This is a genomic window from Phaeobacter sp. 11ANDIMAR09 (genome assembly GCF_001294455.1).
Lineage (GTDB): Bacteria > Pseudomonadota > Alphaproteobacteria > Rhodobacterales > Rhodobacteraceae > Pseudophaeobacter.
Genome location: NZ_LIKT01000026.1, coordinates 39473 through 60101, shown reverse-complemented (window position 1 = coordinate 60101; position 20629 = coordinate 39473). Strand labels below are relative to the sequence as shown.

Sequence of the window (20629 nt, the reverse complement as noted above, 5' to 3'; positions counted from 1 at the left end):
TGGCTTCACCTTTCCTGAAATATTCCGGGGTGAATTGGACCAAAGCGCCGCGAAGGGACAAGAGGGGCAGAGCCCCCGGAGCCGTGAACATCGATCCTGCAGATGAGGCATGTTTCGCGCACGAAACGTCTTGCCAGGTGGGCGTATCAGGCGTATAGGGCGCTAGTTCGCCTCGTGCGAATGAAGGCGGGGTGATTCCCGCCTTTTGGGTTCGATGAGGGTAAGCGGTGGTCGCTGCCCCTCCTCTCAACCTTCACGCCTAGATAAAGGCTGACTAATGCAAAGCCAAAATATCCGTATTCGGCTCAAGGCATTTGACTATCGTGTACTGGACGCCAGCACACAAGAGATCGTCAACACTGCCAAGCGGACCGGCGCGACTGTTCGCGGCCCGATCCCACTGCCAAACAAGATCGAGAAATTCACTGTTCTGCGTGGTCCCCACGTTGACAAGAAATCTCGTGACCAGTTCGAGATCCGTACGCACAAGCGTATGCTCGACATCGTTGATCCGACCCCCCAGACCGTGGACGCGCTGATGAAGCTCGACCTGGCCGCTGGTGTGGACGTCGAGATCAAGCTGCAATCTTAAGATCGGAGGGTATAGATAATGCGCTCTGGTATTATTGCAAAAAAAGTCGGCATGACCCGTCTGTTCATGGAAGATGGTCAGCAGATCCCTGTGACCGTTCTTCACCTGGACGGCCTGCAGGTTGTGTCTCAGCGTACCGATGACAAAGACGGCTACACAGCTGTTCAGCTCGGTGCGGGTTCCGCCAAGGCAAAACGCACATCCAAAGCGATGCGCGGTCACTTTGCGGCCTCCAAAGTAGAGCCTAAGCGTAAGCTCGTGGAATTCCGCGTGCCTGCCGATGCTCTGATCGAAGTCGGCGCCGAAATCTCGGCCGAGCACTTCCTGGAAGGTCAAAAAGTTGACGTCACCGGTACATCCATCGGTAAAGGTTTTGCCGGTGCGATGAAGCGCTGGAACTTTGGTGGTCTGCGTGCCTCGCACGGTGTTTCGATCTCTCACCGTTCGCATGGTTCGACCGGTCAGTGTCAGGATCCCGGTAAGGTTTTCAAAGGCAAGAAGATGGCTGGTCACATGGGTGCTGCCCGCGTTACCACTCAGAACCTGGAAGTCGTCAAAACTGACGCCGACCGTGGTCTGGTCTTCATCAAAGGCGCCGTACCTGGTCCGAAATCTGGCTGGGTCACCGTCAAGGATGCCGTGAAGAAGAAAGCTCCTGAAGGTCTTCCCTTCCCAGCTGGTATCAAAGCCGCTGCGAGCGAAGCCCCTGCGGAAGGTGGTGAAGCATGAAACTTGATGTGATGAATCTCGACGGCAGCAAAGCTGGCGACATCGAGCTGAACGCTGACCTCTTTGGTCTGGAGCCACGTGCGGACATTCTGCACCGTGTGGTCCGCTGGCAGCGTAACAACGCACAGGCCGGTACCCACAAGGTAAAGACCCGTTCGGAAGTCAAATACTCGACCAAGAAGATCTATCGTCAGAAAGGCACCGGCGGCGCACGTCACGGCGCACGTTCTGCTCCGATCTTCCGCGGTGGTGGTATCTACAAAGGCCCCGTTGTGCGTTCGCATGGCCACGAGCTGACCAAAAAGTTCCGCAAGCTGGGTCTGCGTCATGCACTCTCCGCAAAGGCAAAAGCCGGCGAACTGGTGGTGATCTCTGACGCTGCTGCCGAAGGCAAAACCGGTGCTCTGGCCAAACAGGTTGCAAACCTGGGCTGGAAGCGCGCGCTGGTCATCGACGGTGCCGAAGTAAACGAAGGCTTCCTGAAAGCCTCGCGCAACATTGAAGGCCTGGATATCCTGCCAACAATGGGTGCGAACGTTTACGACATCCTGAAGCGTGACACCCTGGTTATCACCAAGGCTGGTCTCGAAGCACTGGAGGCTCGTTTGAAATGAACGCTAAAGCAGAACACTACGATGTGATCCGCAAGCCGATCATCACCGAGAAAACCACCATGGCATCCGAAAACGGTGCGGTTGTTTTTGAAGTTGCGATCGACAGCAACAAACCCCAGATCAAAGAAGCGGTTGAAAGCCTCTTTGGTGTGAAAGTGAAGGCGGTCAACACCACCATCACCAAGGGTAAGCAAAAGCGGTTCCGCGGCCAGATCGGCCGTCGCAAAGACGTGAAAAAAGCCTATGTGACGCTCGAAGAGGGCAACACAATCGACGTGTCCACCGGACTCTGAGATCTGAGGTTTTTGACCTGACGAGACGGGCCCTCGCTGCGAAGCGGGGGCCTTTTTCGTTGGGATGTCTCTCTATCGAGAGGAAGGCGCCTGACCCTGGGCGGGAAGATACTCCAGGGCGGCACGATATAGTCTACTCGGCTTTTTGCTAACTACAGGATGAGCGCACAATCACGCTTTTTCCAGGTTTCAAACCAACATTCTCAAAGACGCAAGTTAGTTCTCCGAACTTGAACGGAATGTTTTGCCCGAGTCTAAGTGACCTAGTGAGGGATCCATCTGCTCTGAAGTAGAAAGTATCATCTGTAACGTTAACGACAAACAGTTTGCTTTCACCGTTCGGAGCGACGAAGTCGAAAATCTCTCCCTGTTTGTATTCTTGTAGGCCTGAGAACGAGCGCGCCACCGACAAGAGCTCTCCGTTTTGACCCACCGCTGATTGCGCCACTTTCCCAGTAAGATTCTCCAGCGCGGCTTCCAGCTCAATGAGTTCGCTTTCGGATGCAACAAATGTTTCCTTAGGAATTGCTTTTTGAACTTCGCTGAGGGTGGCGGTCAGATCTTGCAAGTTTATGATTGGAGAAGGTGATACAATCTTCCAAACAGCAACCGCACCTACCGCAAGACCACCAAGCCCGCTGAAAAGTGCTCCCAAGCTAGTTAACTTCGACACTTATTGAAATCTCCTATTTGAAATCTGCTTTATCGGTGAAAAGGCTAGTGCTAGCTTTCCCTCGCCGCAAGACACGGTTGTTCAAGCTTCGCACTATTCTCCATTGCCACCCACCTCCAACCCTGCTACATCCGCCCAATCCTACTGGCCTCAGATTCGTTCTGGGGCCGTTATCTTTGTGGGAAACACATGAGCTGGGGACCTTCGGGGCCCTAAAGACTGGCCACCTTAGTAGTCATTGTCCCTGTGGGACAGGCGGACGGGGGGCTTACACATAGCGGGTCCAAAGACAAAAACCTAAGGGTCCGCACGCTAAACGGAAGACAGAAAGCATGGCACTTAAGTCGTATAAGCCGACGACGCCGGGCCAGCGTGGGCTGGTTCTGATCGACCGTTCGGAGCTTTGGAAAGGACGTCCCGTCAAGTCTCTCACTGAGGGTTTGACGAAATCGGGCGGCCGGAACAACACCGGACGGATCACTTCACGCCGCCGCGGCGGTGGCGCAAAGCGTCTCTACCGGATCGTTGACTTCAAACGGAACAAATTGGATGTTGCGGCAACCGTTGAACGGATCGAATATGACCCGAACCGGACCGCATTCATCGCGCTGATCAAATATGAAGACGGCGAGCAGGCCTATATCCTGGCCCCTCAGCGTCTGGCAGTTGGTGACAAGGTTGTTGCTTCGGCAAAAGCTGACATCAAACCCGGTAACGCAATGCCTTTCTCTGGCATGCCAATCGGTACCATCATCCACAACATCGAGATGAAGCCAGGCAAAGGCGGCCAGATCGCCCGTGCAGCTGGCACATATGCTCAGTTTGTTGGTCGTGATGGTGGCTACGCTCAGATCCGCCTGTCCTCGGGCGAGCTGCGCATGGTCCGTCAGGAATGCATGGCCACCGTTGGTGCCGTGTCGAACCCAGACAATTCGAACCAGAACTACGGTAAAGCTGGCCGTATGCGTCACAAGGGCAAGCGTCCTTCGGTTCGTGGTGTTGTTATGAACCCGATCGATCACCCACACGGTGGTGGTGAAGGTCGTACCTCTGGTGGTCGTCACCCGGTAACCCCATGGGGTAAGCCAACCAAAGGTAAGCGTACCCGTAACAAAAACAAAGCGTCGCAAAAGCTGATCATCCGCTCGCGTCACGCCAAGAAGAAGGGACGTTAATTTATGTCTCGCTCTGTATGGAAAGGTCCTTTTGTCGACAGCTATGTGCTTAAAAAAGCCGAAGCTGCGCGCGAGTCGGGCCGCAATGATGTCATCAAAATCTGGTCGCGTCGTTCCACCATTCTGCCCCAGTTCGTGGGTCTGACATTTGGTGTGTACAACGGTCAGAAACACATTCCTGTCAACGTCTCGGAAGACATGATTGGTCAGAAGTTTGGTGAGTATTCGCCAACTCGTACCTATTATGGCCACGCCGCTGACAAAAAAGCGAAGCGGAAGTAAGTCATGGGTAAGGTACAAAATCCCCGCCGCGTGGCAGACAACGAAGCAATGGCGAAAACTCGCATGCTGCGTACTTCCCCGCAAAAGCTGAACCTGGTTGCGCAAATGATCCGCGGCAAGAAAGTTGACAAGGCTCTGACCGACCTGACTTTCTCGAACAAGCGCGTGGCTCAGGACGTGAAGAAATGCCTTCAGTCCGCGATTGCCAATGCTGAAAACAACCACAACCTGGACGTTGACGAGCTGATCGTTGCCGAGGCTTGGGTTGGTAAGAACATGACCCTCAAGCGTGGTCGTCCACGGGCGCGTGGTCGTTTCGGCAAGATCTTGAAACCGTTCGCTGAGATCACCATCAAGGTGCGTCAAGTTGAGGAGCAAGCCTAATGGGACATAAAGTCAATCCGGTTGGCATGCGCCTGCAGATCAACCGCACCTGGGACAGCCGCTGGTACGCCGACACCAAAGATTTTGGTGATCTGCTGCTGGAAGACATCAAACTGCGTGATTTCATCAAAGATGAGTGCAAGCAGGCTGGTGTTGCCCGTGTGATCATCGAACGCCCACACAAGAAATGCCGTGTGACTATCCACACTGCACGTCCTGGCGTGATCATCGGCAAAAAAGGCGCTGACATCGAAGTGCTTCGCAAGAAGCTGGCCTCGATGACTGACTCGGAACTGCACCTCAACATCGTTGAAGTTCGCAAGCCCGAGCTGGACGCGCAGCTGGTTGGTGAGGGCATTGCCCAGCAGCTGGAACGTCGTGTATCCTTCCGTCGCGCGATGAAGCGTGCCGTACAGTCTGCCATGCGCATGGGCGCCCTGGGTATCCGGGTGAACGTTGCTGGCCGTCTGGGTGGTGCTGAAATCGCCCGTACCGAATGGTACCGCGAAGGTCGTGTGCCTCTGCACACTCTGCGCGCCGACATCGATTACGCTCACAATGAGGCCATGACACCTTACGGTATCATCGGGATCAAAACCTGGATCTTCAAAGGCGAGATCATGGAACACGATCCTCAGGCACGTGACCGTAAAGCACAGGAACTCCAGGACGGCCCTGCACCTCGTGGTGCTGGTGGCGGTCGTCGCTAAGGAGAGAATAGATGCTTCAACCAAAGCGTACAAAATTCCGCAAGATGCACAAAGGCCGGATCAAGGGCGAAGCCAAAGGCGGCTCTGATCTGAACTTTGGCACCTACGGCCTCAAGGCAACCACACCTGAGCGCGTCACCGCGCGTCAGATCGAAGCTGCCCGTCGTGCCATGACCCGTCACATGAAACGTCAGGGTCGTGTCTGGATCCGTATCTTCCCAGATACTCCAGTCACCTCCAAGCCCGTCGAAGTTCGTATGGGTAAGGGTAAAGGTTCCGTGGATTATTGGGCATGCAAGGTCAAACCTGGCCGCGTGATGTTCGAAATCGACGGCGTCAACGACGACATCGCGCGCGAGGCCCTGCGTCTTGCTGCGATGAAGCTGCCGGTGAAAACCCGCGTCGTGGTTCGCGAAGACTGGTAAGCCCGGTCATCGAGAAAAATCAGAAACCCCCGCTGAGCAATCGGCGGGGGTTTTTCTTTGTCTGGTCCTATCTGCTCTGCTCTCCGGGCCGCAAAGGGTAGCTTGGGGTGGGCGAAACGAGGTCTGCAAGATCTGGCAGTCAAGATCCCTCTTGCCAGGCAAACCCACTTCAACCCTTGGAGAGATTGGTGACAATTTTACTAAACGAAAGATTGTTTACGCATGTTCCATTCTTTGTCTCCAAATTGGCAACAGTTGATGTTTTTATGGAGTAAAGAGTGATGAAGATGCTGCTGCCTGTATCTGCCCTAACCCTCGTGTCAGTCACCGCCTGTGGCGAGGCTGAGTTTGGAGGCAATGACCTGTCTGGAACCTATGGTCCGGCCACCAATTATCGTAACCCGGTTGTACAGCGTCAAAGGATCGATTCCGGGTTGTCGCAGGAAAACATCTCGTTCAGTGGCAATGCCGCCCATTGGACCACTGCCAATGGCTGCACCTATTCGCGCACCCATGACGCTGGCGGCCGTGTGGTCTGGTATCTTGTGCAGAATCCGCATCACGTCGGCCAGCCCAACGCCCATGCGGGCTGTGCGATCTCTGTGGTCGGAGGCTAGCGCACCCTATTGGTATTGCGCGGCAGTGATGAATTCGCCAAAGGCCTCGCACCAGATGACGACGCTGTTGTAGCGCGTGATGTCAACTCCGTCGGGGACGTCGAGGATCAGCCCGTTGAACATCTGGACGTCTCCAATTCGGACCGCCTCGGATTTGAGCGCCAGGAAAGTGGCTTCGTCCTCGACAAAAGCCGGGGTCAGATAGAGTTTGTAGTCAGGCCCCGGCGCCAGGGTTCCGATATGGGTGATCCGCTCAGGTGACAGGCTGATGCTGCCGTCGCCCCAATGCAGAAAGTCGCTGCCTTTCAAATCGCGGGAAAATGCGGCGCTGAACTGTGCCTCATTGGCGGCGCTTTGCAAGCTGCCAGGATCCGGGCCGTCAGGTGCGGTGAGGATCGGCAAGATATAGATGCCAAGCGCGATACCCGCCACGAGAGCGGCACCATGGGTGATAATCCGAAAGATCCATTTCATGTCTTCATCCCTCTGTCCTGTTCCCCACTTTAGGCACAGGCGATGGGATGGGGAAGTGCTGCGATGAACAGGCTCGCGCTCGTGATTTGGATGCTGTAAACCGCCCATATGGCCCAGATAGAATCCCTCTTTGTGACCCGCTTGTACCGTGCTGCTCTGTCCGAATGCGGACCGGCAATTGATGCGCAGGAAATGGAAACCTCTTGCATTGTTATCGCTGAAGATGACGAGGCTGGACAGGATTGGTGCGAGGAGAACGGCTATCCCGGCTATACCTCCTATGCCTCACTCACGGATCTGCCCTGGCGCTTTCCGGTCTTTGCCGATCTGGTGAAGTCGCTGGATGAACATGTGATGAATTTCGCCAAGGATCTGGAGTTTGATCTGGATGGCCGCAAGCTGGTGCTCGAGGATCTCTGGATCAATATCCTGCCAGAGGGCGGCATGCATTCCTCGCATCTGCATCCCCACTCAGTCATCTCTGGCACCACCTATGTGGCGATGCCCGAAGGGGCGAGCGCGCTGAAACTGGAAGACCCGCGTTCTGGCCGGATGATGGCCGCCCCCACCCGCACCAAAGAGGCGCGGCGTGAGCTGAAGCCCTTTATCTACATGAAGCCCGCCGTGGGCGATGTGCTCTTGTGGGAAAGCTGGCTGCGCCACGAGGTCCCGATAAACATGGCCGAAGACGAGCGTATCTCCGTCAGCTTTAATTATCGCTGGGAGTGAGCCCTGGTCAGCGAAGCGGCAATCGTTCCGGGGGAACGATTGAGGGGCGAACGGTCGGAGACCAAAAGCGTCTTGGAGATGGTCCGGGGGATCATGTCGCCTGAGAACAGGCGGAGCTTATCTGGTTGGCCAATGACAAGCCCGTCCCTTTTGGCTCTAAATGGGAGCCTAAAGCATCACATGCAACACAAGGGCGGTGCCTGACCCTGGGTGGGCGTGAAGCGCTCACCTGTAGGGAGGGTCGGGCGGCGCCTATCTTAGCAATTTACACATAAGCCTGGCACAAGGTGGATTCGAGCTGCGTCAGCCTTCTGAAAAAGGTCGGGAATAGTGATCCCTTCGGGCGGAAGCGTATTGTTTTCCTTCTCTTTTTGATGCCCGCATTCTTCAAAACCGTGCTCCAAGCCTCTACAAATGAAGGCAACATGGATGCCATCCTTATCCAATAGCTCAACGGTCACAGAATCTAGCTCATGGGACCGTGAACCCTGTGCTGGTGTTTGAGCGATGGTCGCTGTGAAGGTTGCGTGGTTTTCAGACGTGACTCTAACCTTCAAGTCTTTCCAAGCGATCCAGTGGTGGCCTGTCGCGATGGTCTCAAATACAGCGTATTTGCTGGTTCCTCGCGTCACGAGTTTAGCAGTTTGAGTTGTTTCCGGTCCTCGGCCTGACATATGCTGTTCCCCCTTGCGGTGACTTCCGTTATAAGATTGCAGAATGGGTGAATACCCCCTTTAGATTGTGTTGTCGCGGTGGCAACTTTGCAAGACTAACCTTTCCCTTGCCCCCACCCCCTATCTCCCTTATAGGAGCACATCGCTTGGGCTAAATTCACCTTGGATTTGGCCCCGGCGATTCTTTTCTGCACTTCTCAAGTGCGGGTTTTACATAACCCACCAGATGACAAGGTGACCCTCACGGGGCCTTCTGGTGCTTTGGACAAGGAACAAAGGCGATGAACGCCAATGATCTGCGTGACAAGACCGTGGATGAACTCCGCGATGTGCTTGCCAACATGAAAAAAGAGAGCTTCAATCTCCGTTTTCAACAAGCTACCGGTCAGCTGGAAAACACTGCAGGCATCAAAGCGGCACGCCGCAATGCTGCTCGTGTGAAAACCATCCTGAACGAAAAAGCTGCAGCCGCAGCTGCAGAATAAGGAGCCTGACAGATGCCCAAACGTATTCTCGCAGGCACCGTGACCAGCGACGCCAACGCCCAGACCGTAACAGTTTCGGTTGAACGCCGCTTCACGCACCCTGTTCTGAAAAAGACCATTCGTAAGTCCAAGAAATATCGGGCGCACGATGAACAGAACGCTTTCAAGGTCGGCGACCAAGTCCGCATCATCGAATGCGCGCCGAAATCGAAAACGAAACGCTGGGAAGTTCTGACCGCTTAAGAGACCGTAAGGTCCCATAAGCGGCAAACTGACCAGTTTGTCGAAACCCTGGGGGATTACAGCACGCATCGCTGCCCCATAGGTCGGGAGAAACCACATGATCCAGATGCAAACAAACCTGGATGTTGCTGACAACTCCGGCGCTCGCCGAGTTCAGTGCATCAAGGTTCTGGGTGGTTCCAAGCGTAAATACGCATCCGTAGGCGACATCATTGTTGTCTCGGTTAAGGAAGCCATCCCCCGCGGTCGCGTTAAGAAAGGTGATGTCCGTAAGGCCGTCGTCGTGCGCACCGCAAAAGAAGTCCGTCGCCCCGACGGTACTGCGATCCGTTTTGATCGCAACGCCGCCGTGATCCTGAACAACAACAATGAGCCCGTAGGTACGCGTATCTTTGGCCCAGTTGTTCGTGAGCTGCGCGCTAAAAACTTCATGAAAATCATCTCGCTTGCTCCGGAGGTGCTGTAACCATGGCTGCTAAACTCCGTAAAGGCGACAAGGTTGTCGTACTGGCCGGCAAGGACAAGGGCAAAGAAGGCACCATCGCCTCTGTTGACCCCAAGTCCGGCAAAGCTGTTGTTGATGGTGTGAACATGGCGATCCGCCACACACGTCAGTCGCAGAATGAACAGGGCGGCCGTCTGCCCAAGGCACTGCCAATCGAATTGTCGAACCTGGCCCTGCTGGACAGCAACGGTAAAGCGACCCGCGTTGGCTTCCGCATGGAAGACGACAAAAAGGTCCGCTTCGCCAAAACCACTGGGGAGACTGTCTGATGCTTGATAACGCAACCTACACCCCCCGCCTGAAGACGCTTTACAAGGACAGCATCCGTGCGTCCCTGAAAGAAGAGTTCGGCTATAAGAACGAAATGCAGCTGCCTAAGCTGGAAAAAATCGTTCTGAACATCGGTTGTGGCCGCGCTGCTGTCAAAGACAGCAAGAAAGCCAAATCCGCTCAGGCTGATCTCTCCACCATCGCGGGTCAGAAAGCTCTGACCACCGTGGCAAAGAACTCCATTGCAGGCTTCCGCGTTCGCGAAGGCATGCCAATGGGCGCAAAGGTTACTCTGCGCGGCGACCGGATGTTTGAATTCCTGGATCGTCTGATCACCATCGCGATGCCCCGTATCCGTGACTTCCGCGGCGTATCGGGTACCTCCTTTGACGGTCGTGGCAACTACGCCATGGGCCTGAAAGAGCATCTTGTGTTCCCGGAAATCGATTTTGATAAAATCGACGAGAACTGGGGCATGGATATCGTGATTGCCACCACCGCGAATACCGATGCGGAAGCTAAGGCGCTGTTGAAAGCTTTCAACATGCCCTTCAATAGCTGAGCGCGGGAAGGATAGTAGAGACATGGCTAAGAAAAGCATGATCGAACGCGAGAAAAAGCGCGAGCGTCTGGTGGCAAAATATGCCGCAAAACGCGCCGAGCTGAAAGAAATCGCGAATGACGAGTCCAAGTCGATGGAAGAGCGCTTCAAGGCGCGTCTGACACTGGCGAAATTGCCGCGGAACTCCTCGGCGACACGTTTGCACAACCGTTGTCAGCTGACCGGTCGTCCTCACGCTTACTATCGTAAGCTGAAGGTCAGCCGGATCGCGCTGCGGGAACTGGGCTCGAATGGCCAGATCCCCGGTATGGTGAAATCGAGCTGGTAAGGGAGAGACAGATATGAACGATCCTATCGGCGATATGCTCACCCGTATCCGTAACTCGCAAATGCGTGGCAAATCCACCGTAAGCTCCCCAGCGTCAAAGCTGCGGGCTTGGGTTCTGGACGTGCTGGCAGACGAGGGTTACATCCGCGGTTATGAGAAAACCACTGATGAACGCGGCCACCCGGCCCTGGAAATCAGCCTCAAGTACTACGATGGCGATCCTGTCATTCGCGAAGTGAAGCGGGTTTCCAAGCCTGGCCGTCGCGTTTACATGGGCGTCAATGACATCCCGTCGGTCCGTCAGGGCCTGGGTGTGTCGATTGTCTCCACCCCCAAGGGTGTGATGTCGGACGCAAACGCACGCGCAGCCAATGTTGGCGGCGAAGTGCTCTGCACCGTCTTCTAAGGAGGTCTATCGATGTCCCGTATTGGTAAAAAAGCGGTCCAACTGCCCAGCGGTGTTACCGCAGCAGTTTCCGGCCAGAGCATTGAAGTAAAGGGCCCTAAGGGCACCCGCAGCTTCACTGCTACCGACGACGTCACTCTGACTGTTGAAGACAACGCTGTTTCGGTCACGCCTCGCGGCATGTCCAAGCGCGCCCGTCAGCAGTGGGGCATGTCCCGCACCATGGTTGCAAACCTGGTTGCTGGCGTGACCACCGGCTTCAAAAAAGAGCTGGAGATTCAGGGTGTTGGTTACCGGGCTCAGATGCAGGGGAACACCCTGAAGCTGAACCTGGGCTACAGCCATGATGTCGAATTCGTTGCTCCGGAAGGTATCACCATTACCGCTCCGAAGCAGACCGAAATCGTTGTGGAAGGTATCGACCAGCAGCAGGTGGGCGAAGTCGCGGCTAAGATCCGTGAATGGCGCCGTCCCGAGCCCTACAAAGGCAAAGGCATCCGCTACAAGGGCGAATTCATCTTCCGCAAGGAAGGCAAGAAGAAGTAAGGACCAGCACAATGGCAAACAGCAAACGTACCCTGTTTCTGAAGCGTCGCCTGCGCGTCCGGAACAAACTTCGCAAGGTCAACGCAGATCGCCTGCGTCTTTCCGTGCATCGTTCGAACAAGAACCTCTTTGTTCAGTTGATCGACGATCGCGCAGGCAAGACACTGGCAGCGGCTTCGACCCTCGAAAAAGATCTCGGCTTTGTTGGCAAGAACAACATCGAAGCCGCCACCAAAGTGGGCTCGGTTATCGCCGAGCGCGCCAAGGCGGCTGGTGTTTCCGAGGCCTACTTCGATCGTGGCGGCTTCCTGTTCCACGGCAAAGTGAAGGCTCTGGCCGACGCTGCGCGTGAAGGCGGTCTGAAGATCTAAGACTTGCGGGCGGCGGTGACGCCGCCCCGATGATCCGGGGGATGCTCCTGCGGGAGTGTCCCACCAGGATTGGAACAATAGGCGCCAAGCGCCAGTCAAAAAGGAATGCCCAATGGCAGAACGTGAAAACCGCCGTGGCCGTGGCCGCCGCGAAGAAGAGACCCCGGAATTCGCAGACCGTCTGGTCGCGATCAACCGCGTCTCCAAAACCGTAAAAGGCGGTAAGCGCTTTGGTTTTGCAGCCCTGGTTGTTGTTGGCGATCAGAAAGGCCGTGTCGGCTTTGGCAAAGGTAAAGCAAAAGAAGTACCTGAAGCCATCCGTAAGGCAACCGAGCAGGCCAAGCGTCAGATGGTTCGTGTGCCTCTGAAAGAGGGCCGTACCCTGCACCACGACATCGATGGTCGTCACGGTGCCGGCAAGGTTGTGATGCGTACCGCACCTGAAGGTACTGGTATCATCGCCGGTGGTCCAATGCGTGCCGTTTTCGAAATGCTCGGCGTCAAAGACGTTGTGTCCAAATCGATCGGTTCTCAGAACCCCTACAACATGATCCGTGCCACCATCAACGGCCTGACCAAAGAGCAGAGCCCGCGTTCGGTTGCACAGCGTCGTGGTAAAAAGGTTGCCGACATCCTGCCCAAGCGGGACGAAGCACCTGCTGCTGAAGCAGCAGAAGCGTAAGGAGACGGACAGATGGCTAAAACAATCGTTGTTAAGCAGATCGGTTCCCCGATCCGCCGCCCCGCCGACCAGCGCGCGACGCTGATCGGTCTGGGTCTGAACAAGATGCACAAAACCCGTGAACTCGAAGATACCCCTTCGGTTCGTGGCATGGTTCGCAAGATCTCTCACATGGTAGAGATCATCGAAGAGCGCGACTAAGCCTCTTTCGAGTGACCTGTTGAGGGCGCTTTCGGGAAACCGGGGGCGCCTTCTTCTATTGTGCCCTTTGGACTTTGGGCAGGGGGGAGCAAGGGCCTGCGCAGATCCCTCAAATCTGTCAGATCACGGCCGCGCCCCTGGCCGCCCTAGGCCTGTCTCTGAGCAAAATCTTGGCGCGGTGAGGCGGCCTCTTATGCGCCCCATGCATAGCGGGTTGTCTTGCGGCAGTGGTTGTTTGTGGCAAATTAAATCCTTTATTTCAGGGACACCTAAAACGGGTCTGAAAAGGGCTGGGAAATGGGTTCCAGCCGAAGATAAGGAATACAAAATGGCTTTTGTTCAAAACATCACCTCGGAATTTGGTCCGGTTGCACGTTTGCGCGCCTTTGTGGCGCAAGTCGCGGCTAACTGGGCGATGAGCCGCGAGTACAAGCGCACCTATGCGCAGCTGTCTCGCCTCACCAACCGCGAATTGGCCGATATCGGCGTGCGCCGCTGCGATATCGCTGATATCGCGCGCAAACACGTTCATCAGTGTCACTGACCAGCCAGAGCTCTCCTCCCTCGCTCCTGGTCGCAAGAACGCCTCTGTCTTTGGATGGGGGCGTTTTTGGTTTGTGCCACGGGGGGCGGTGACGAGGGGCATCGTCGCCTTAGCGTCAATGTGAAACCCACGGGGCTGCTAGGGCTTGATCCATTGGGGAAGGGGGGCTATATGCCTGCGGTGGCCTCTTGGGGTCATGGAATCATAAATCAAAGACATGCCGTGGTTGATCCTGTTTACGCTTCTGGGATCACATCCGGCTAAGGAGAAGCGAAATGAAACTTCACGAACTCAGCGACAATCCAGGCGCCTCCAAAAAACGCATGCGCGTTGCCCGTGGTCCCGGCTCCGGCAAGGGTAAAATGGGTGGCCGTGGTATCAAAGGTCAGAAATCCCGTTCGGGTGTTTCGATCAATGGCTACGAAGGCGGCCAGATGCCATTGTACCAGCGTCTGCCTAAGCGTGGCTTTAACAAGCCAAACCGTAAGGCCTACGCCGTTGTAAACCTGGGCCTGATCCAGAAATTCATCGACCTGGGCAAGCTGGACGCAGCCTCGATCACCGAAGACACTCTGGTGGCTTCCGGTCTGATCCGCCGCAAAAAAGACGGTGTGCGCGTTCTGGCCAAAGGTGAATTCACCGCCAAAGCCACCATCGCGGTAACCGGCGCATCCGCCGCTGCTGTTGAAGCAGTTGCAAAGGCCGGTGGCGCATTGACCGTGGCAACAGCAGCCGCAGCTGAGTAACGCCTTGTGAGCGGCGCAAATGCCGCTTACATAGGTCATCAGTTTTCCTATACGCCGTCCGAGCCGGAAAAGGGCTCCGGGCGGCGTTTTCGCAAAAAGAGACCCATTTCATGGTATCAGCAGCAGAACAAATGGCAGCGAACACCAGCTGGTCCGCACTTGGCAAAGCCACGGATCTGCGCAATCGCATCTTGTTTACGCTTGGCCTTTTGATCGTCTATCGCCTCGGCACCTTTATTCCGGTTCCTGGCATCGACGCAAACGCCCTACGCAACTTTATGGAAGCGGCGGGACAGGGCATTGGCGGCATGGTGTCGATGTTCACCGGTGGCGCCCTTGGCCGTATGGGCATCTTTGCCCTTGGGATCATGCCCTATATCTCGGCTTCGATCATTGTCCAGCTGCTGACCTCGATGGTTCCGGCGCTTGAGCAGCTCAAAAAAGAGGGTGCTCAGGGCCAAAAGAAAATCAACCAATACACCCGCTACGGCACCGTGGCGCTGGCAACAGCCCAGGCCTATGGTCTGGCGGTTTCGCTGGAAGCCGGTGATTTGGCGACAGATCCTGGCATGTATTTCCGCATGGCCTGCATGATCACCCTGGTGGGTGGCACCATGTTCCTGATGTGGTTGGGTGAGCAGATCACCCAGCGTGGTCTCGGCAACGGCATCTCGCTCATTATCTTTGTTGGCATCATTGCCGAAGTCCCAGCCTCCATCGCGCAATTCTTTGCCTCCGGTCGCTCCGGTGCAATCAGCCCTGCTGTGATCATTGGTGTGATCCTGATGGTGATCGCGGTGATCATGTTTGTTGTCTTTATGGAGCGCGCCCTGCGCAAGATCCACATCCAGTACCCGCGCCGCCAAGTCGGCATGAAGGTCTATGATGGTGGCTCCTCGCATCTGCCGGTCAAAGTGAACCCAGCAGGCGTTATCCCGGCGATCTTTGCCAGCTCGCTTTTGCTGCTGCCAACCACGATCTCGGCCTTTTCTTCTGGTGCTACCAACGGTCCGGTGATGTCTTGGCTTCTTGCCAACTTTGGCCCCGGTCAGCCGCTGTATCTGTTGTTCTTTGTCTCGATGATCGTGTTCTTTGCCTATTTCTACACCTTCAACGTTGCGTTCAAACCTGAGGATGTTGCGAATAACCTGAAGAACCAGAACGGCTTTGTTCCCGGCATTCGCCCCGGCAAGAAGACAGCCGAATATATTGAATATGTTGTGAACCGGGTTCTGGTTCTGGGTTCGATGTATCTGGCGCTGGTTTGTTTGCTTCCGGAAGTTCTGCGCGGTCAATTTGCTTTCCCGGTCTATTTTGGCGGAACGTCAGTCTTGATTGTTGTTTCGGTTACGATGGATACCATTCAGCAAGCGCAAAGCCATCTTCTCGCCCATCAGTACGAAGGGTTGATCGAGAAGAGCCAGCTGCGCGGCCGCAATAAGAAACGTGCAAAACGGGGACCTTCGCGCCGATGACCAATATTATTCTGCTGGGACCTCCCGGTGCTGGTAAGGGGACGCAGGCGCGTCATCTGACCGAGGCACGCGGAATGGTTCAACTCTCCACAGGCGACATGCTGCGTGAAGCTCAGGCCAATGGCTCGGAAATGGGCAAGAAGGTCGCTGACGTGATCGCGCGCGGTGAACTGGTCACGGATGAGATCGTCATCGGCCTGATCCGCGAAAAGATTGCCGAAGGCGCCGAGGGAGGCTTCATTTTTGATGGTTTCCCACGCACCCTGGGGCAAGCGGATGCTCTGGGTGAGTTGCTGGCGGAAATGGGTCTGACGCTGGATGCCGTGATCGAAATGGCTGTGGATGACAGTGCTTTGGTGGCGCGGATCACCGGCCGGTCGACGTGCGGCGGCTGCGGTGAGGTCTACCATGATGTGACCAAGCCCTGGGCGGCTGATGGCAAATGTACCAATTGTGGCAGCACTGATGTAAAACGCCGAGCAGACGACAATGAGGACAGCCTCAAGACCCGTCTGATGGAGTATTACAAAAAGACCTCGCCGTTGCTTGGGTACTACTACGCCAAAGGCAACCTTCAGTCGGTCAATGGTCTGGGTTCGATGGAAGAGGTTCGGGACGAAATCGCTAAGGTTTTGGGCTGAGCCATAAACGGGTTGATGCAAGAATTAAAAAGGGAGGGCTTGATGCTCTCCCTTTTGTTTTGCAAGGAGTGTTGTGTCCTCTGGGCAACGGCTTTGGAAAGCCTCTCAAAAGCCCTGCGCCGAACTATGGCGCTGCGCCTATCCTTGGGTCTGTCCCTGATTTGGAGAAAGTTATTATGCGCGTTCTTATTGCAGCTTTGGTGGTTGTTGGATCGACCCAGGCTGCTGTCAGTCAAGACATCTATGTCAATGATCTCGAAGGCTGTGCAATGATGGCCAGCAGTCCGGATGGCGATCTCGACTTCGCCGCCGAGGGGGGCTTGCTTTTGGGAGAAACCGGCTATGGCTCGCTTGAGTACCATTGCAGCTTTGAGCCGGTGCTGAAGTTTGACTGGTCCAAACCAAAAGTCACAACCCATGTTGGATATTGTGAAGAGCCGGGCCCCTATATCACGCCAAAGCTTTTTTCGGTTCTGTTGGACCCCTACAGCCCGGGCGAGGTAACCATCTTTACCGGCGAAGAAGAACCTCAGCGGTTCTACGCCTGCAAATTTTGAGGCCAATTGCCTGAAAAGCCCATGTTTTGAGGAAAAAGCCACGGTTCCCCTTTTGACGGGTTGACGCTTTGTTGAAATCCTCATACGCAAGCCCATCCCTTTTGCGGGATGATTCCATGTGGGCGGATTCTTTTGCTCACATGACCACCTCAAAATGCTGGGCTGAACGGCTGAATGCCAAGGTCAAGCGTTGTGAAAAAAGGTTCTGGGACTACGGAACCGCAACGAAAAGGAAAGTGACACGTGGCACGTATTGCCGGCGTAAACATCCCCGCTGCTAAGCGGGTGCCTATCGCCCTCACATATATCACCGGAATCGGAAACACCTCGGCTGCACAGATCTGTGAAGCCGTGGGCATTGACGCCGCTCGTCGCGTCAACGAACTGTCCGATGCCGAAATCCTGTCTATCCGTGAATTCATCGATGCAAACTTCACCGTTGAAGGTGACCTGCGTCGTGAAGTTCAGATGAACGTCAAGCGTCTGATGGACCTGGGTTGCTACCGCGGCCTGCGCCATCGTCGTAACCTGCCCGTTCGCGGTCAGCGTACCCACACCAACGCTCGCACTCGCAAAGGCCCTGCAAAGGCCATTGCCGGTAAGAAGAAGTAAGGGAGGGTTTGATCAATGGCACGCGATAAGACTCGTACGAAGAAAAAAGAACGTAAGAATATCGCCACTGGTGTGGCGCATGTGAATTCCTCGTTCAACAACACCAAAATCCTGATCTCTGACGTTCAGGGTAATGCAATTGCATGGTCCTCTGCCGGTTCCATGGGCTTTAAGGGGTCGCGTAAATCGACTCCCTATGCGGCTCAGATGGCGGCAGAAGATGCGGGCAAAAAAGCCCAGGATCACGGTGTTAAATCTCTTGAAGTTGAAGTTCAGGGCCCCGGTGGCGGTCGTGAATCCGCTCTGCGCGCTCTGGCCGCAATCGGCTTCAACATCACCTCGATCCGCGACGTAACTCCGATGGCGCACAACGGCTGCCGTCCACCAAAGCGTCGTCGCGTCTAAGACGTCGAGCATTACGCTGGGGCCCCGCTTGTTTGCTGGGCCCCAGTCCGTCATTTTAAACCTCGGGCGTCTGCACCTTCGGACATGAGGTACAGACAGGAATGGAGGGACTGCATGATCCATAAAAATTGGGCAGAGCTGATCAAGCCAACACAGCTTGAAGCTAAGCCGGGCAATGATCCCGCACGTCAGGCAACAATTGTTGCTGAACCACTCGAGCGCGGCTTTGGCCTGACGCTGGGCAACGCGCTGCGCCGCGTTCTGATGAGTTCGCTGCAGGGTGCCGCGATCACATCCGTACAGATCGATAACGTTCTGCATGAATTCTCCAGCGTCGCTGGTGTGCGTGAAGACGTGACTGACATCATCCTGAACCTCAAAGGCGTTTCCCTGCGCATGGAAGTCGAAGGCCCCAAGCGCCTGTCGATCAATGCTAAGGGCCCAGCCGTTGTTACCGCTGGTGACATCTCTGAGAGCGCAGGCATCGAGGTTCTGAACCGCGAGCACGTGATCTGCCACCTGGATGATGGCGCTGATCTGTTCATGGAACTCACCGTGAACACCGGCAAGGGCTATGTCTCTGCCGATAAGAACAAGCCAGAAGATGCGCCCATTGGTCTGATCCCAATCGATGCGATCTACTCGCCGGTGAAGAAGGTCTCCTATGATGTTCAGCCCACCCGTGAGGGCCAGGTGCTGGACTATGACAAGCTGACCCTTAAAATCGAAACCGATGGTTCTGTGACCCCGGATGACGCGCTGGCCTATGCCGCACGTATCCTGCAGGACCAGCTGTCGATCTTCGTCAACTTTGAGGAGCCCGAGTCGGCAAACCGTCAGGACGAAGATGATGGTCTCGAGTTCAACCCGCTTCTGCTGAAGAAAGTGGACGAGCTGGAACTCTCTGTCCGTTCGGCAAACTGCCTCAAGAACGACAATATCGTTTACATCGGCGATCTGATCCAGAAGACCGAAGCAGAGATGCTGCGCACGCCAAACTTTGGCCGCAAGTCGCTGAACGAGATCAAAGAAGTGCTGTCCGGAATGGGTCTGCACCTCGGCATGGACGTCGAGGATTGGCCACCGGACAATATCGAAGATCTGGCCAAGAAGTTCGAAGACACTTTCTAAGCCAAACAGATTAGGGGAGGGGTAACCCTCCCCGAAATGCCCGCAGTGGCGGGGAATGCCGGGCATCTGCCCCAAGGAGATCAGCTGACACGCATCGGCTGACAGACAAAGCAAAAACGCAAGATCGAAGGAATAGACATATGCGTCATAAACGTGGTTACCGCCGCCTTAATCGTACACACGAACACCGTAAGGCCCTGTTTGCAAACATGGCCGGCTCGCTGATCGAGCACGAGCAGATCAAAACAACTCTGCCCAAGGCAAAAGAATTGCGCCCGATCATCGAAAAGATGATCACTCTGGCAAAACGCGGCGACCTGCACGCCCGTCGTCAGGCCAACGCGCGCCTGAAAGAAGACCAGTATGTTTCCAAACTGTTCGACGTTCTGGGCCCACGCTACGCTGAGCGTTCCGGCGGCTATGTCCGTATCCTGAAAGCGGGCTTCCGCTATGGTGACATGGCGCCCATGGCGATCATCGAATTCGTCGATCGTGACGTTGCAGCCAAAGGCGCCGCCGACAAGGCCCGCGTTGCGGCCGAAGTCGAAGTTGAAGACGCAGAATAAGACTCTCTGACATCGTCAGATGGCATGGCCCTCGCTCCGCTGGAGCGGGGGCTTTTCTTTTGGAATGTGTCAGAGGCCAGTATTCAGCCGTCTAGCTGCTTTGGAGGTTTTCCGACGCTTCACAAAACCACCGCGTCCGAACCGAGGGGGGAAGCAAAGCGCCCGCCCCGTGGGGGCGGTTCGGGCGCTGCCAAAGCAAGACTTTGGCAATTCACTAAACATTTGATTTCTACAGCAATTGAAGGTTTACAATGCGGACTTTGCTGCCGTTCCTTGAGACCCGCTCAAAGACCGTTCCATCGAGGTAAAGGCATAGTTGCGGTTATTGCCGCGGCTCGACATTATGTCAAAATGCATGATTTACCGCCTTGGAAAGCCAGACCAGAGGATTCGCACACAGGGCGAATTTTGGCATTAGCGAATTGTATTTTTGACCTTCACTACCACACCGAACGTCATGCCATTGATGGACTGGTCGAAACATTCGACAACAAGTGTGCGGGTGATCTTGAAAGAGCTGCCAACGTTCTGGCTCAGTCTGGGTTTACTCGCTTCATAGATGATATTGGTAGACGGAGCATATTTCTGTGTTTCCCCGACAATTTTGCACAAATTGCTTGCGGCGAACAAGCGCAGCGCATCGATGTTCAAGAGGTATGCGAGGCGGTCGTTTGGTTGGCGGAAGGCCACTTCAGGTCGAGCGAAGAAATTGACTATCTGGCAGATTTGATCAAGCAACGATAGTAGACGCTCATTGGGAGCGCCGGATTGGTCAAAGTGGGCTCAGAGCTGACGTTGTACTTTTGTCGAAGTGTTTTCTAGGCTTGGCTAGTACGGTTCTAAAAGTACCACTTCCAACTTTCCTAATGACACCCTTCCGAATCTCCGCTAGCGTCGCCAACATGACCCAAACCTATGCTGCAATCTGGTTTTATTTTTATCCGGGCCGACAGGCGGACGGAGGGGTCTTGGCGTGCAGATG

34 protein-coding genes are annotated in these 20629 nt (G+C 55.3%); 32 read left to right on the top strand and 2 right to left on the bottom strand.

Going from position 1 to position 20629, the window contains the following annotated elements:
- Window positions 1-277: 277 nt before the first annotated feature.
- From rpsJ to AN476_RS18385, 4 genes are read left to right on the top strand one after another with little or no spacing between them, the layout of a single operon-like run.
- Window positions 278-592 (top strand): 30S ribosomal protein S10, encoded by a 315-nt coding sequence (gene rpsJ / locus AN476_RS18400; protein ID WP_008207555.1) that lies wholly within the window; start codon window positions 278-280, stop codon window positions 590-592.
- 18 nt (window positions 593-610) lie between these two features.
- The gene (gene rplC, locus AN476_RS18395; RefSeq protein ID WP_054463242.1) at window positions 611-1321 is read left to right on the top strand and encodes a 50S ribosomal protein L3; all 711 of its coding nucleotides are present in this window, start codon (window positions 611-613) and stop codon (window positions 1319-1321) included.
- Window positions 1318-1935 carry a 50S ribosomal protein L4 gene (rplD, locus tag AN476_RS18390; RefSeq protein WP_009810815.1) on the top strand — a complete coding sequence of 206 codons (618 nt, stop codon included), beginning with the start codon at window positions 1318-1320 and terminating at the stop codon, window positions 1933-1935. The genes rplC and rplD overlap by 4 nt, the downstream gene beginning before the upstream one ends.
- Window positions 1932-2228 carry a 50S ribosomal protein L23 gene (locus AN476_RS18385; protein WP_009810816.1) on the top strand — a complete coding sequence of 99 codons (297 nt, stop codon included), beginning with the start codon at window positions 1932-1934 and terminating at the stop codon, window positions 2226-2228. Before rplD ends, AN476_RS18385 begins: the two co-directional genes overlap by 4 nt.
- Before the next feature lie 148 nt (window positions 2229-2376).
- Here AN476_RS18385 and AN476_RS18380 read toward each other — a convergent pair whose 3' ends face one another.
- The gene (locus AN476_RS18380) at window positions 2377-2901 is read right to left on the bottom strand and encodes a hypothetical protein (RefSeq protein WP_054463241.1); all 525 of its coding nucleotides are present in this window, start codon (window positions 2899-2901) and stop codon (window positions 2377-2379) included.
- 332 nt (window positions 2902-3233) lie between these two features.
- Between AN476_RS18380 and rplB the strand changes: the two genes are divergently transcribed.
- The 6 genes from rplB to AN476_RS18350 all read left to right on the top strand — a co-directional run bounded on the left by rplB (window position 3234) and on the right by AN476_RS18350 (window position 6494).
- On the top strand, window positions 3234-4076 hold the full coding sequence (rplB, locus tag AN476_RS18375; protein ID WP_054463240.1) for a 50S ribosomal protein L2: 843 nt from the start codon (window positions 3234-3236) through the stop codon (window positions 4074-4076).
- A 3-nt stretch (window positions 4077-4079) separates the two neighbouring features.
- Window positions 4080-4358: a 30S ribosomal protein S19 gene (gene rpsS, locus AN476_RS18370; protein WP_009810819.1), complete on the top strand. Its 279-nt coding sequence runs from the start codon at window positions 4080-4082 to the stop codon at window positions 4356-4358.
- 3 nt (window positions 4359-4361) lie between these two features.
- On the top strand, window positions 4362-4742 hold the full coding sequence (rplV, locus tag AN476_RS18365) for a 50S ribosomal protein L22 (RefSeq protein WP_009810820.1): 381 nt from the start codon (window positions 4362-4364) through the stop codon (window positions 4740-4742).
- Window positions 4742-5452 (top strand): 30S ribosomal protein S3, encoded by a 711-nt coding sequence (gene rpsC, locus AN476_RS18360; RefSeq protein WP_054463239.1) that lies wholly within the window; start codon window positions 4742-4744, stop codon window positions 5450-5452. The genes rplV and rpsC overlap by 1 nt, the downstream gene beginning before the upstream one ends.
- An 11-nt stretch (window positions 5453-5463) precedes the next feature.
- Window positions 5464-5877: a 50S ribosomal protein L16 gene (gene rplP, locus AN476_RS18355; protein ID WP_008207541.1), complete on the top strand. Its 414-nt coding sequence runs from the start codon at window positions 5464-5466 to the stop codon at window positions 5875-5877.
- A gap of 287 nt (window positions 5878-6164) precedes the next feature.
- Window positions 6165-6494 (top strand): hypothetical protein, encoded by a 330-nt coding sequence (locus AN476_RS18350; protein ID WP_172684852.1) that lies wholly within the window; start codon window positions 6165-6167, stop codon window positions 6492-6494.
- A gap of 6 nt (window positions 6495-6500) precedes the next feature.
- Here the strand turns inward: AN476_RS18350 and AN476_RS18345 are convergent, their stop codons facing one another.
- Window positions 6501-6968 carry a DM13 domain-containing protein gene (locus AN476_RS18345; RefSeq protein ID WP_054463237.1) on the bottom strand — a complete coding sequence of 156 codons (468 nt, stop codon included), beginning with the start codon at window positions 6966-6968 and terminating at the stop codon, window positions 6501-6503.
- A 108-nt stretch (window positions 6969-7076) separates the two neighbouring features.
- Here AN476_RS18345 and AN476_RS18340 point away from each other — a divergent pair, with 108 nt between their 5' ends.
- The 22 genes from AN476_RS18340 to AN476_RS22930 all read left to right on the top strand — a co-directional run bounded on the left by AN476_RS18340 (window position 7077) and on the right by AN476_RS22930 (window position 20391).
- The gene (locus AN476_RS18340) at window positions 7077-7697 is read left to right on the top strand and encodes a 2OG-Fe(II) oxygenase family protein (protein WP_054463236.1); all 621 of its coding nucleotides are present in this window, start codon (window positions 7077-7079) and stop codon (window positions 7695-7697) included.
- A 955-nt stretch (window positions 7698-8652) separates the two neighbouring features.
- Complete coding sequence (gene rpmC / locus AN476_RS18330) at window positions 8653-8856, top strand: 50S ribosomal protein L29 (protein ID WP_009810825.1); 204 nt, start codon at window positions 8653-8655, stop codon at window positions 8854-8856.
- 12 nt (window positions 8857-8868) lie between these two features.
- Window positions 8869-9099 carry a 30S ribosomal protein S17 gene (rpsQ, locus tag AN476_RS18325; RefSeq protein ID WP_054463234.1) on the top strand — a complete coding sequence of 77 codons (231 nt, stop codon included), beginning with the start codon at window positions 8869-8871 and terminating at the stop codon, window positions 9097-9099.
- 97 nt (window positions 9100-9196) lie between these two features.
- Complete coding sequence (rplN, locus tag AN476_RS18320) at window positions 9197-9565, top strand: 50S ribosomal protein L14 (protein WP_054463233.1); 369 nt, start codon at window positions 9197-9199, stop codon at window positions 9563-9565.
- Window positions 9566-9567: 2 nt separating this feature from the next.
- On the top strand, window positions 9568-9873 hold the full coding sequence (gene rplX, locus AN476_RS18315) for a 50S ribosomal protein L24 (protein ID WP_054463232.1): 306 nt from the start codon (window positions 9568-9570) through the stop codon (window positions 9871-9873).
- Window positions 9873-10436, top strand: a complete 564-nt coding sequence (rplE, locus tag AN476_RS18310; RefSeq protein ID WP_054463231.1) for a 50S ribosomal protein L5 — start codon at window positions 9873-9875, stop codon at window positions 10434-10436. The genes rplX and rplE overlap by 1 nt, the downstream gene beginning before the upstream one ends.
- 22 nt (window positions 10437-10458) lie before the next feature.
- Complete coding sequence (gene rpsN / locus AN476_RS18305) at window positions 10459-10764, top strand: 30S ribosomal protein S14 (RefSeq protein WP_054463230.1); 306 nt, start codon at window positions 10459-10461, stop codon at window positions 10762-10764.
- Window positions 10765-10777: 13 nt separating this feature from the next.
- Window positions 10778-11170 (top strand): 30S ribosomal protein S8, encoded by a 393-nt coding sequence (gene rpsH, locus AN476_RS18300; protein WP_054463229.1) that lies wholly within the window; start codon window positions 10778-10780, stop codon window positions 11168-11170.
- Window positions 11171-11182: 12 nt separating this feature from the next.
- The gene (gene rplF, locus AN476_RS18295; protein ID WP_054463228.1) at window positions 11183-11716 is read left to right on the top strand and encodes a 50S ribosomal protein L6; all 534 of its coding nucleotides are present in this window, start codon (window positions 11183-11185) and stop codon (window positions 11714-11716) included.
- Window positions 11717-11727: 11 nt separating this feature from the next.
- The gene (gene rplR / locus AN476_RS18290) at window positions 11728-12087 is read left to right on the top strand and encodes a 50S ribosomal protein L18 (RefSeq protein WP_054463227.1); all 360 of its coding nucleotides are present in this window, start codon (window positions 11728-11730) and stop codon (window positions 12085-12087) included.
- A gap of 112 nt (window positions 12088-12199) precedes the next feature.
- Window positions 12200-12769, top strand: coding sequence for a 30S ribosomal protein S5 (rpsE, locus tag AN476_RS18285; RefSeq protein WP_054463226.1), 570 nt, complete (start codon window positions 12200-12202; stop codon window positions 12767-12769).
- Between the two features lie 12 nt (window positions 12770-12781).
- A complete protein-coding gene (rpmD, locus tag AN476_RS18280) occupies window positions 12782-12970 on the top strand; it encodes a 50S ribosomal protein L30 (RefSeq protein ID WP_054463225.1) in 189 nt (62 codons plus the stop codon).
- Window positions 12971-13298: 328 nt separating this feature from the next.
- Window positions 13299-13514 carry a DUF1127 domain-containing protein gene (locus AN476_RS18275; RefSeq protein WP_054463224.1) on the top strand — a complete coding sequence of 72 codons (216 nt, stop codon included), beginning with the start codon at window positions 13299-13301 and terminating at the stop codon, window positions 13512-13514.
- 275 nt (window positions 13515-13789) lie between these two features.
- The gene (rplO, locus tag AN476_RS18270; RefSeq protein WP_054463223.1) at window positions 13790-14260 is read left to right on the top strand and encodes a 50S ribosomal protein L15; all 471 of its coding nucleotides are present in this window, start codon (window positions 13790-13792) and stop codon (window positions 14258-14260) included.
- Between the two features lie 110 nt (window positions 14261-14370).
- On the top strand, window positions 14371-15735 hold the full coding sequence (gene secY, locus AN476_RS18265; protein ID WP_054463222.1) for a preprotein translocase subunit SecY: 1365 nt from the start codon (window positions 14371-14373) through the stop codon (window positions 15733-15735).
- A complete protein-coding gene (locus AN476_RS18260) occupies window positions 15732-16376 on the top strand; it encodes an adenylate kinase (RefSeq protein WP_054463221.1) in 645 nt (214 codons plus the stop codon). Before secY ends, AN476_RS18260 begins: the two co-directional genes overlap by 4 nt.
- 176 nt (window positions 16377-16552) lie before the next feature.
- The gene (locus AN476_RS18255; protein WP_054463220.1) at window positions 16553-16933 is read left to right on the top strand and encodes a hypothetical protein; all 381 of its coding nucleotides are present in this window, start codon (window positions 16553-16555) and stop codon (window positions 16931-16933) included.
- 243 nt (window positions 16934-17176) lie between these two features.
- Entirely contained in the window at window positions 17177-17545 is a 369-nt protein-coding gene (gene rpsM, locus AN476_RS18250; RefSeq protein ID WP_054463219.1) for a 30S ribosomal protein S13, read from the top strand.
- Window positions 17546-17560: 15 nt separating this feature from the next.
- The gene (rpsK, locus tag AN476_RS18245; protein WP_054463218.1) at window positions 17561-17950 is read left to right on the top strand and encodes a 30S ribosomal protein S11; all 390 of its coding nucleotides are present in this window, start codon (window positions 17561-17563) and stop codon (window positions 17948-17950) included.
- Window positions 17951-18064: 114 nt separating this feature from the next.
- On the top strand, window positions 18065-19081 hold the full coding sequence (locus AN476_RS18240) for a DNA-directed RNA polymerase subunit alpha (protein ID WP_054463217.1): 1017 nt from the start codon (window positions 18065-18067) through the stop codon (window positions 19079-19081).
- Window positions 19082-19221: 140 nt separating this feature from the next.
- Window positions 19222-19647 (top strand): 50S ribosomal protein L17, encoded by a 426-nt coding sequence (gene rplQ, locus AN476_RS18235; RefSeq protein WP_054463216.1) that lies wholly within the window; start codon window positions 19222-19224, stop codon window positions 19645-19647.
- Between the two features lie 24 nt (window positions 19648-19671).
- On the top strand, window positions 19672-20391 hold the full coding sequence (locus tag AN476_RS22930; protein ID WP_157063804.1) for a hypothetical protein: 720 nt from the start codon (window positions 19672-19674) through the stop codon (window positions 20389-20391).
- Window positions 20392-20629: the final 238 nt, after the last annotated feature.

Bases quoted from the DNA above. Each gene is read 5' to 3' on its own strand.
- rplF (WP_054463228.1), top strand. From the start codon at position 11,183: ATGTCCCGTATTGGTAAAAAAGCGGTCCAACTGCCCAGCGGTGTTACC.
- AN476_RS22930 (WP_157063804.1), top strand. From the start codon at position 19,672: ATGGCCCTCGCTCCGCTGGAGCGGGGGCTTTTCTTTTGGAATGTGTCA.
- rpsC (WP_054463239.1), top strand. From the start codon at position 4,742: ATGGGACATAAAGTCAATCCGGTTGGCATGCGCCTGCAGATCAACCGC.
- AN476_RS18260 (WP_054463221.1), top strand. From the start codon at position 15,732: ATGACCAATATTATTCTGCTGGGACCTCCCGGTGCTGGTAAGGGGACG.
- rplP (WP_008207541.1), top strand. From the start codon at position 5,464: ATGCTTCAACCAAAGCGTACAAAATTCCGCAAGATGCACAAAGGCCGG.
- rpsN (WP_054463230.1), top strand. From the start codon at position 10,459: ATGGCTAAGAAAAGCATGATCGAACGCGAGAAAAAGCGCGAGCGTCTG.
- rplB (WP_054463240.1), top strand. From the start codon at position 3,234: ATGGCACTTAAGTCGTATAAGCCGACGACGCCGGGCCAGCGTGGGCTG.
- rpsE (WP_054463226.1), top strand. From the start codon at position 12,200: ATGGCAGAACGTGAAAACCGCCGTGGCCGTGGCCGCCGCGAAGAAGAG.
- AN476_RS18345 (WP_054463237.1), bottom strand. From the start codon at position 6,968: ATGAAATGGATCTTTCGGATTATCACCCATGGTGCCGCTCTCGTGGCG.
- rpsH (WP_054463229.1), top strand. From the start codon at position 10,778: ATGAACGATCCTATCGGCGATATGCTCACCCGTATCCGTAACTCGCAA.
- rplX (WP_054463232.1), top strand. From the start codon at position 9,568: ATGGCTGCTAAACTCCGTAAAGGCGACAAGGTTGTCGTACTGGCCGGC.
- rpsJ (WP_008207555.1), top strand. From the start codon at position 278: ATGCAAAGCCAAAATATCCGTATTCGGCTCAAGGCATTTGACTATCGT.
- secY (WP_054463222.1), top strand. From the start codon at position 14,371: ATGGTATCAGCAGCAGAACAAATGGCAGCGAACACCAGCTGGTCCGCA.
- rplE (WP_054463231.1), top strand. From the start codon at position 9,873: ATGCTTGATAACGCAACCTACACCCCCCGCCTGAAGACGCTTTACAAG.
- rplN (WP_054463233.1), top strand. From the start codon at position 9,197: ATGATCCAGATGCAAACAAACCTGGATGTTGCTGACAACTCCGGCGCT.
- AN476_RS18385 (WP_009810816.1), top strand. From the start codon at position 1,932: ATGAACGCTAAAGCAGAACACTACGATGTGATCCGCAAGCCGATCATC.
- AN476_RS18275 (WP_054463224.1), top strand. From the start codon at position 13,299: ATGGCTTTTGTTCAAAACATCACCTCGGAATTTGGTCCGGTTGCACGT.
- AN476_RS18255 (WP_054463220.1), top strand. From the start codon at position 16,553: ATGCGCGTTCTTATTGCAGCTTTGGTGGTTGTTGGATCGACCCAGGCT.
- rplO (WP_054463223.1), top strand. From the start codon at position 13,790: ATGAAACTTCACGAACTCAGCGACAATCCAGGCGCCTCCAAAAAACGC.
- rpmC (WP_009810825.1), top strand. From the start codon at position 8,653: ATGAACGCCAATGATCTGCGTGACAAGACCGTGGATGAACTCCGCGAT.
- rplD (WP_009810815.1), top strand. From the start codon at position 1,318: ATGAAACTTGATGTGATGAATCTCGACGGCAGCAAAGCTGGCGACATC.
- rplV (WP_009810820.1), top strand. From the start codon at position 4,362: ATGGGTAAGGTACAAAATCCCCGCCGCGTGGCAGACAACGAAGCAATG.
- rpsQ (WP_054463234.1), top strand. From the start codon at position 8,869: ATGCCCAAACGTATTCTCGCAGGCACCGTGACCAGCGACGCCAACGCC.
- rpsK (WP_054463218.1), top strand. From the start codon at position 17,561: ATGGCACGCGATAAGACTCGTACGAAGAAAAAAGAACGTAAGAATATC.
- rpmD (WP_054463225.1), top strand. From the start codon at position 12,782: ATGGCTAAAACAATCGTTGTTAAGCAGATCGGTTCCCCGATCCGCCGC.
- rplQ (WP_054463216.1), top strand. From the start codon at position 19,222: ATGCGTCATAAACGTGGTTACCGCCGCCTTAATCGTACACACGAACAC.
- rpsS (WP_009810819.1), top strand. From the start codon at position 4,080: ATGTCTCGCTCTGTATGGAAAGGTCCTTTTGTCGACAGCTATGTGCTT.
- AN476_RS18240 (WP_054463217.1), top strand. From the start codon at position 18,065: ATGATCCATAAAAATTGGGCAGAGCTGATCAAGCCAACACAGCTTGAA.
- rplR (WP_054463227.1), top strand. From the start codon at position 11,728: ATGGCAAACAGCAAACGTACCCTGTTTCTGAAGCGTCGCCTGCGCGTC.
- AN476_RS18350 (WP_172684852.1), top strand. From the start codon at position 6,165: ATGCTGCTGCCTGTATCTGCCCTAACCCTCGTGTCAGTCACCGCCTGT.
- AN476_RS18340 (WP_054463236.1), top strand. From the start codon at position 7,077: ATGGCCCAGATAGAATCCCTCTTTGTGACCCGCTTGTACCGTGCTGCT.
- rplC (WP_054463242.1), top strand. From the start codon at position 611: ATGCGCTCTGGTATTATTGCAAAAAAAGTCGGCATGACCCGTCTGTTC.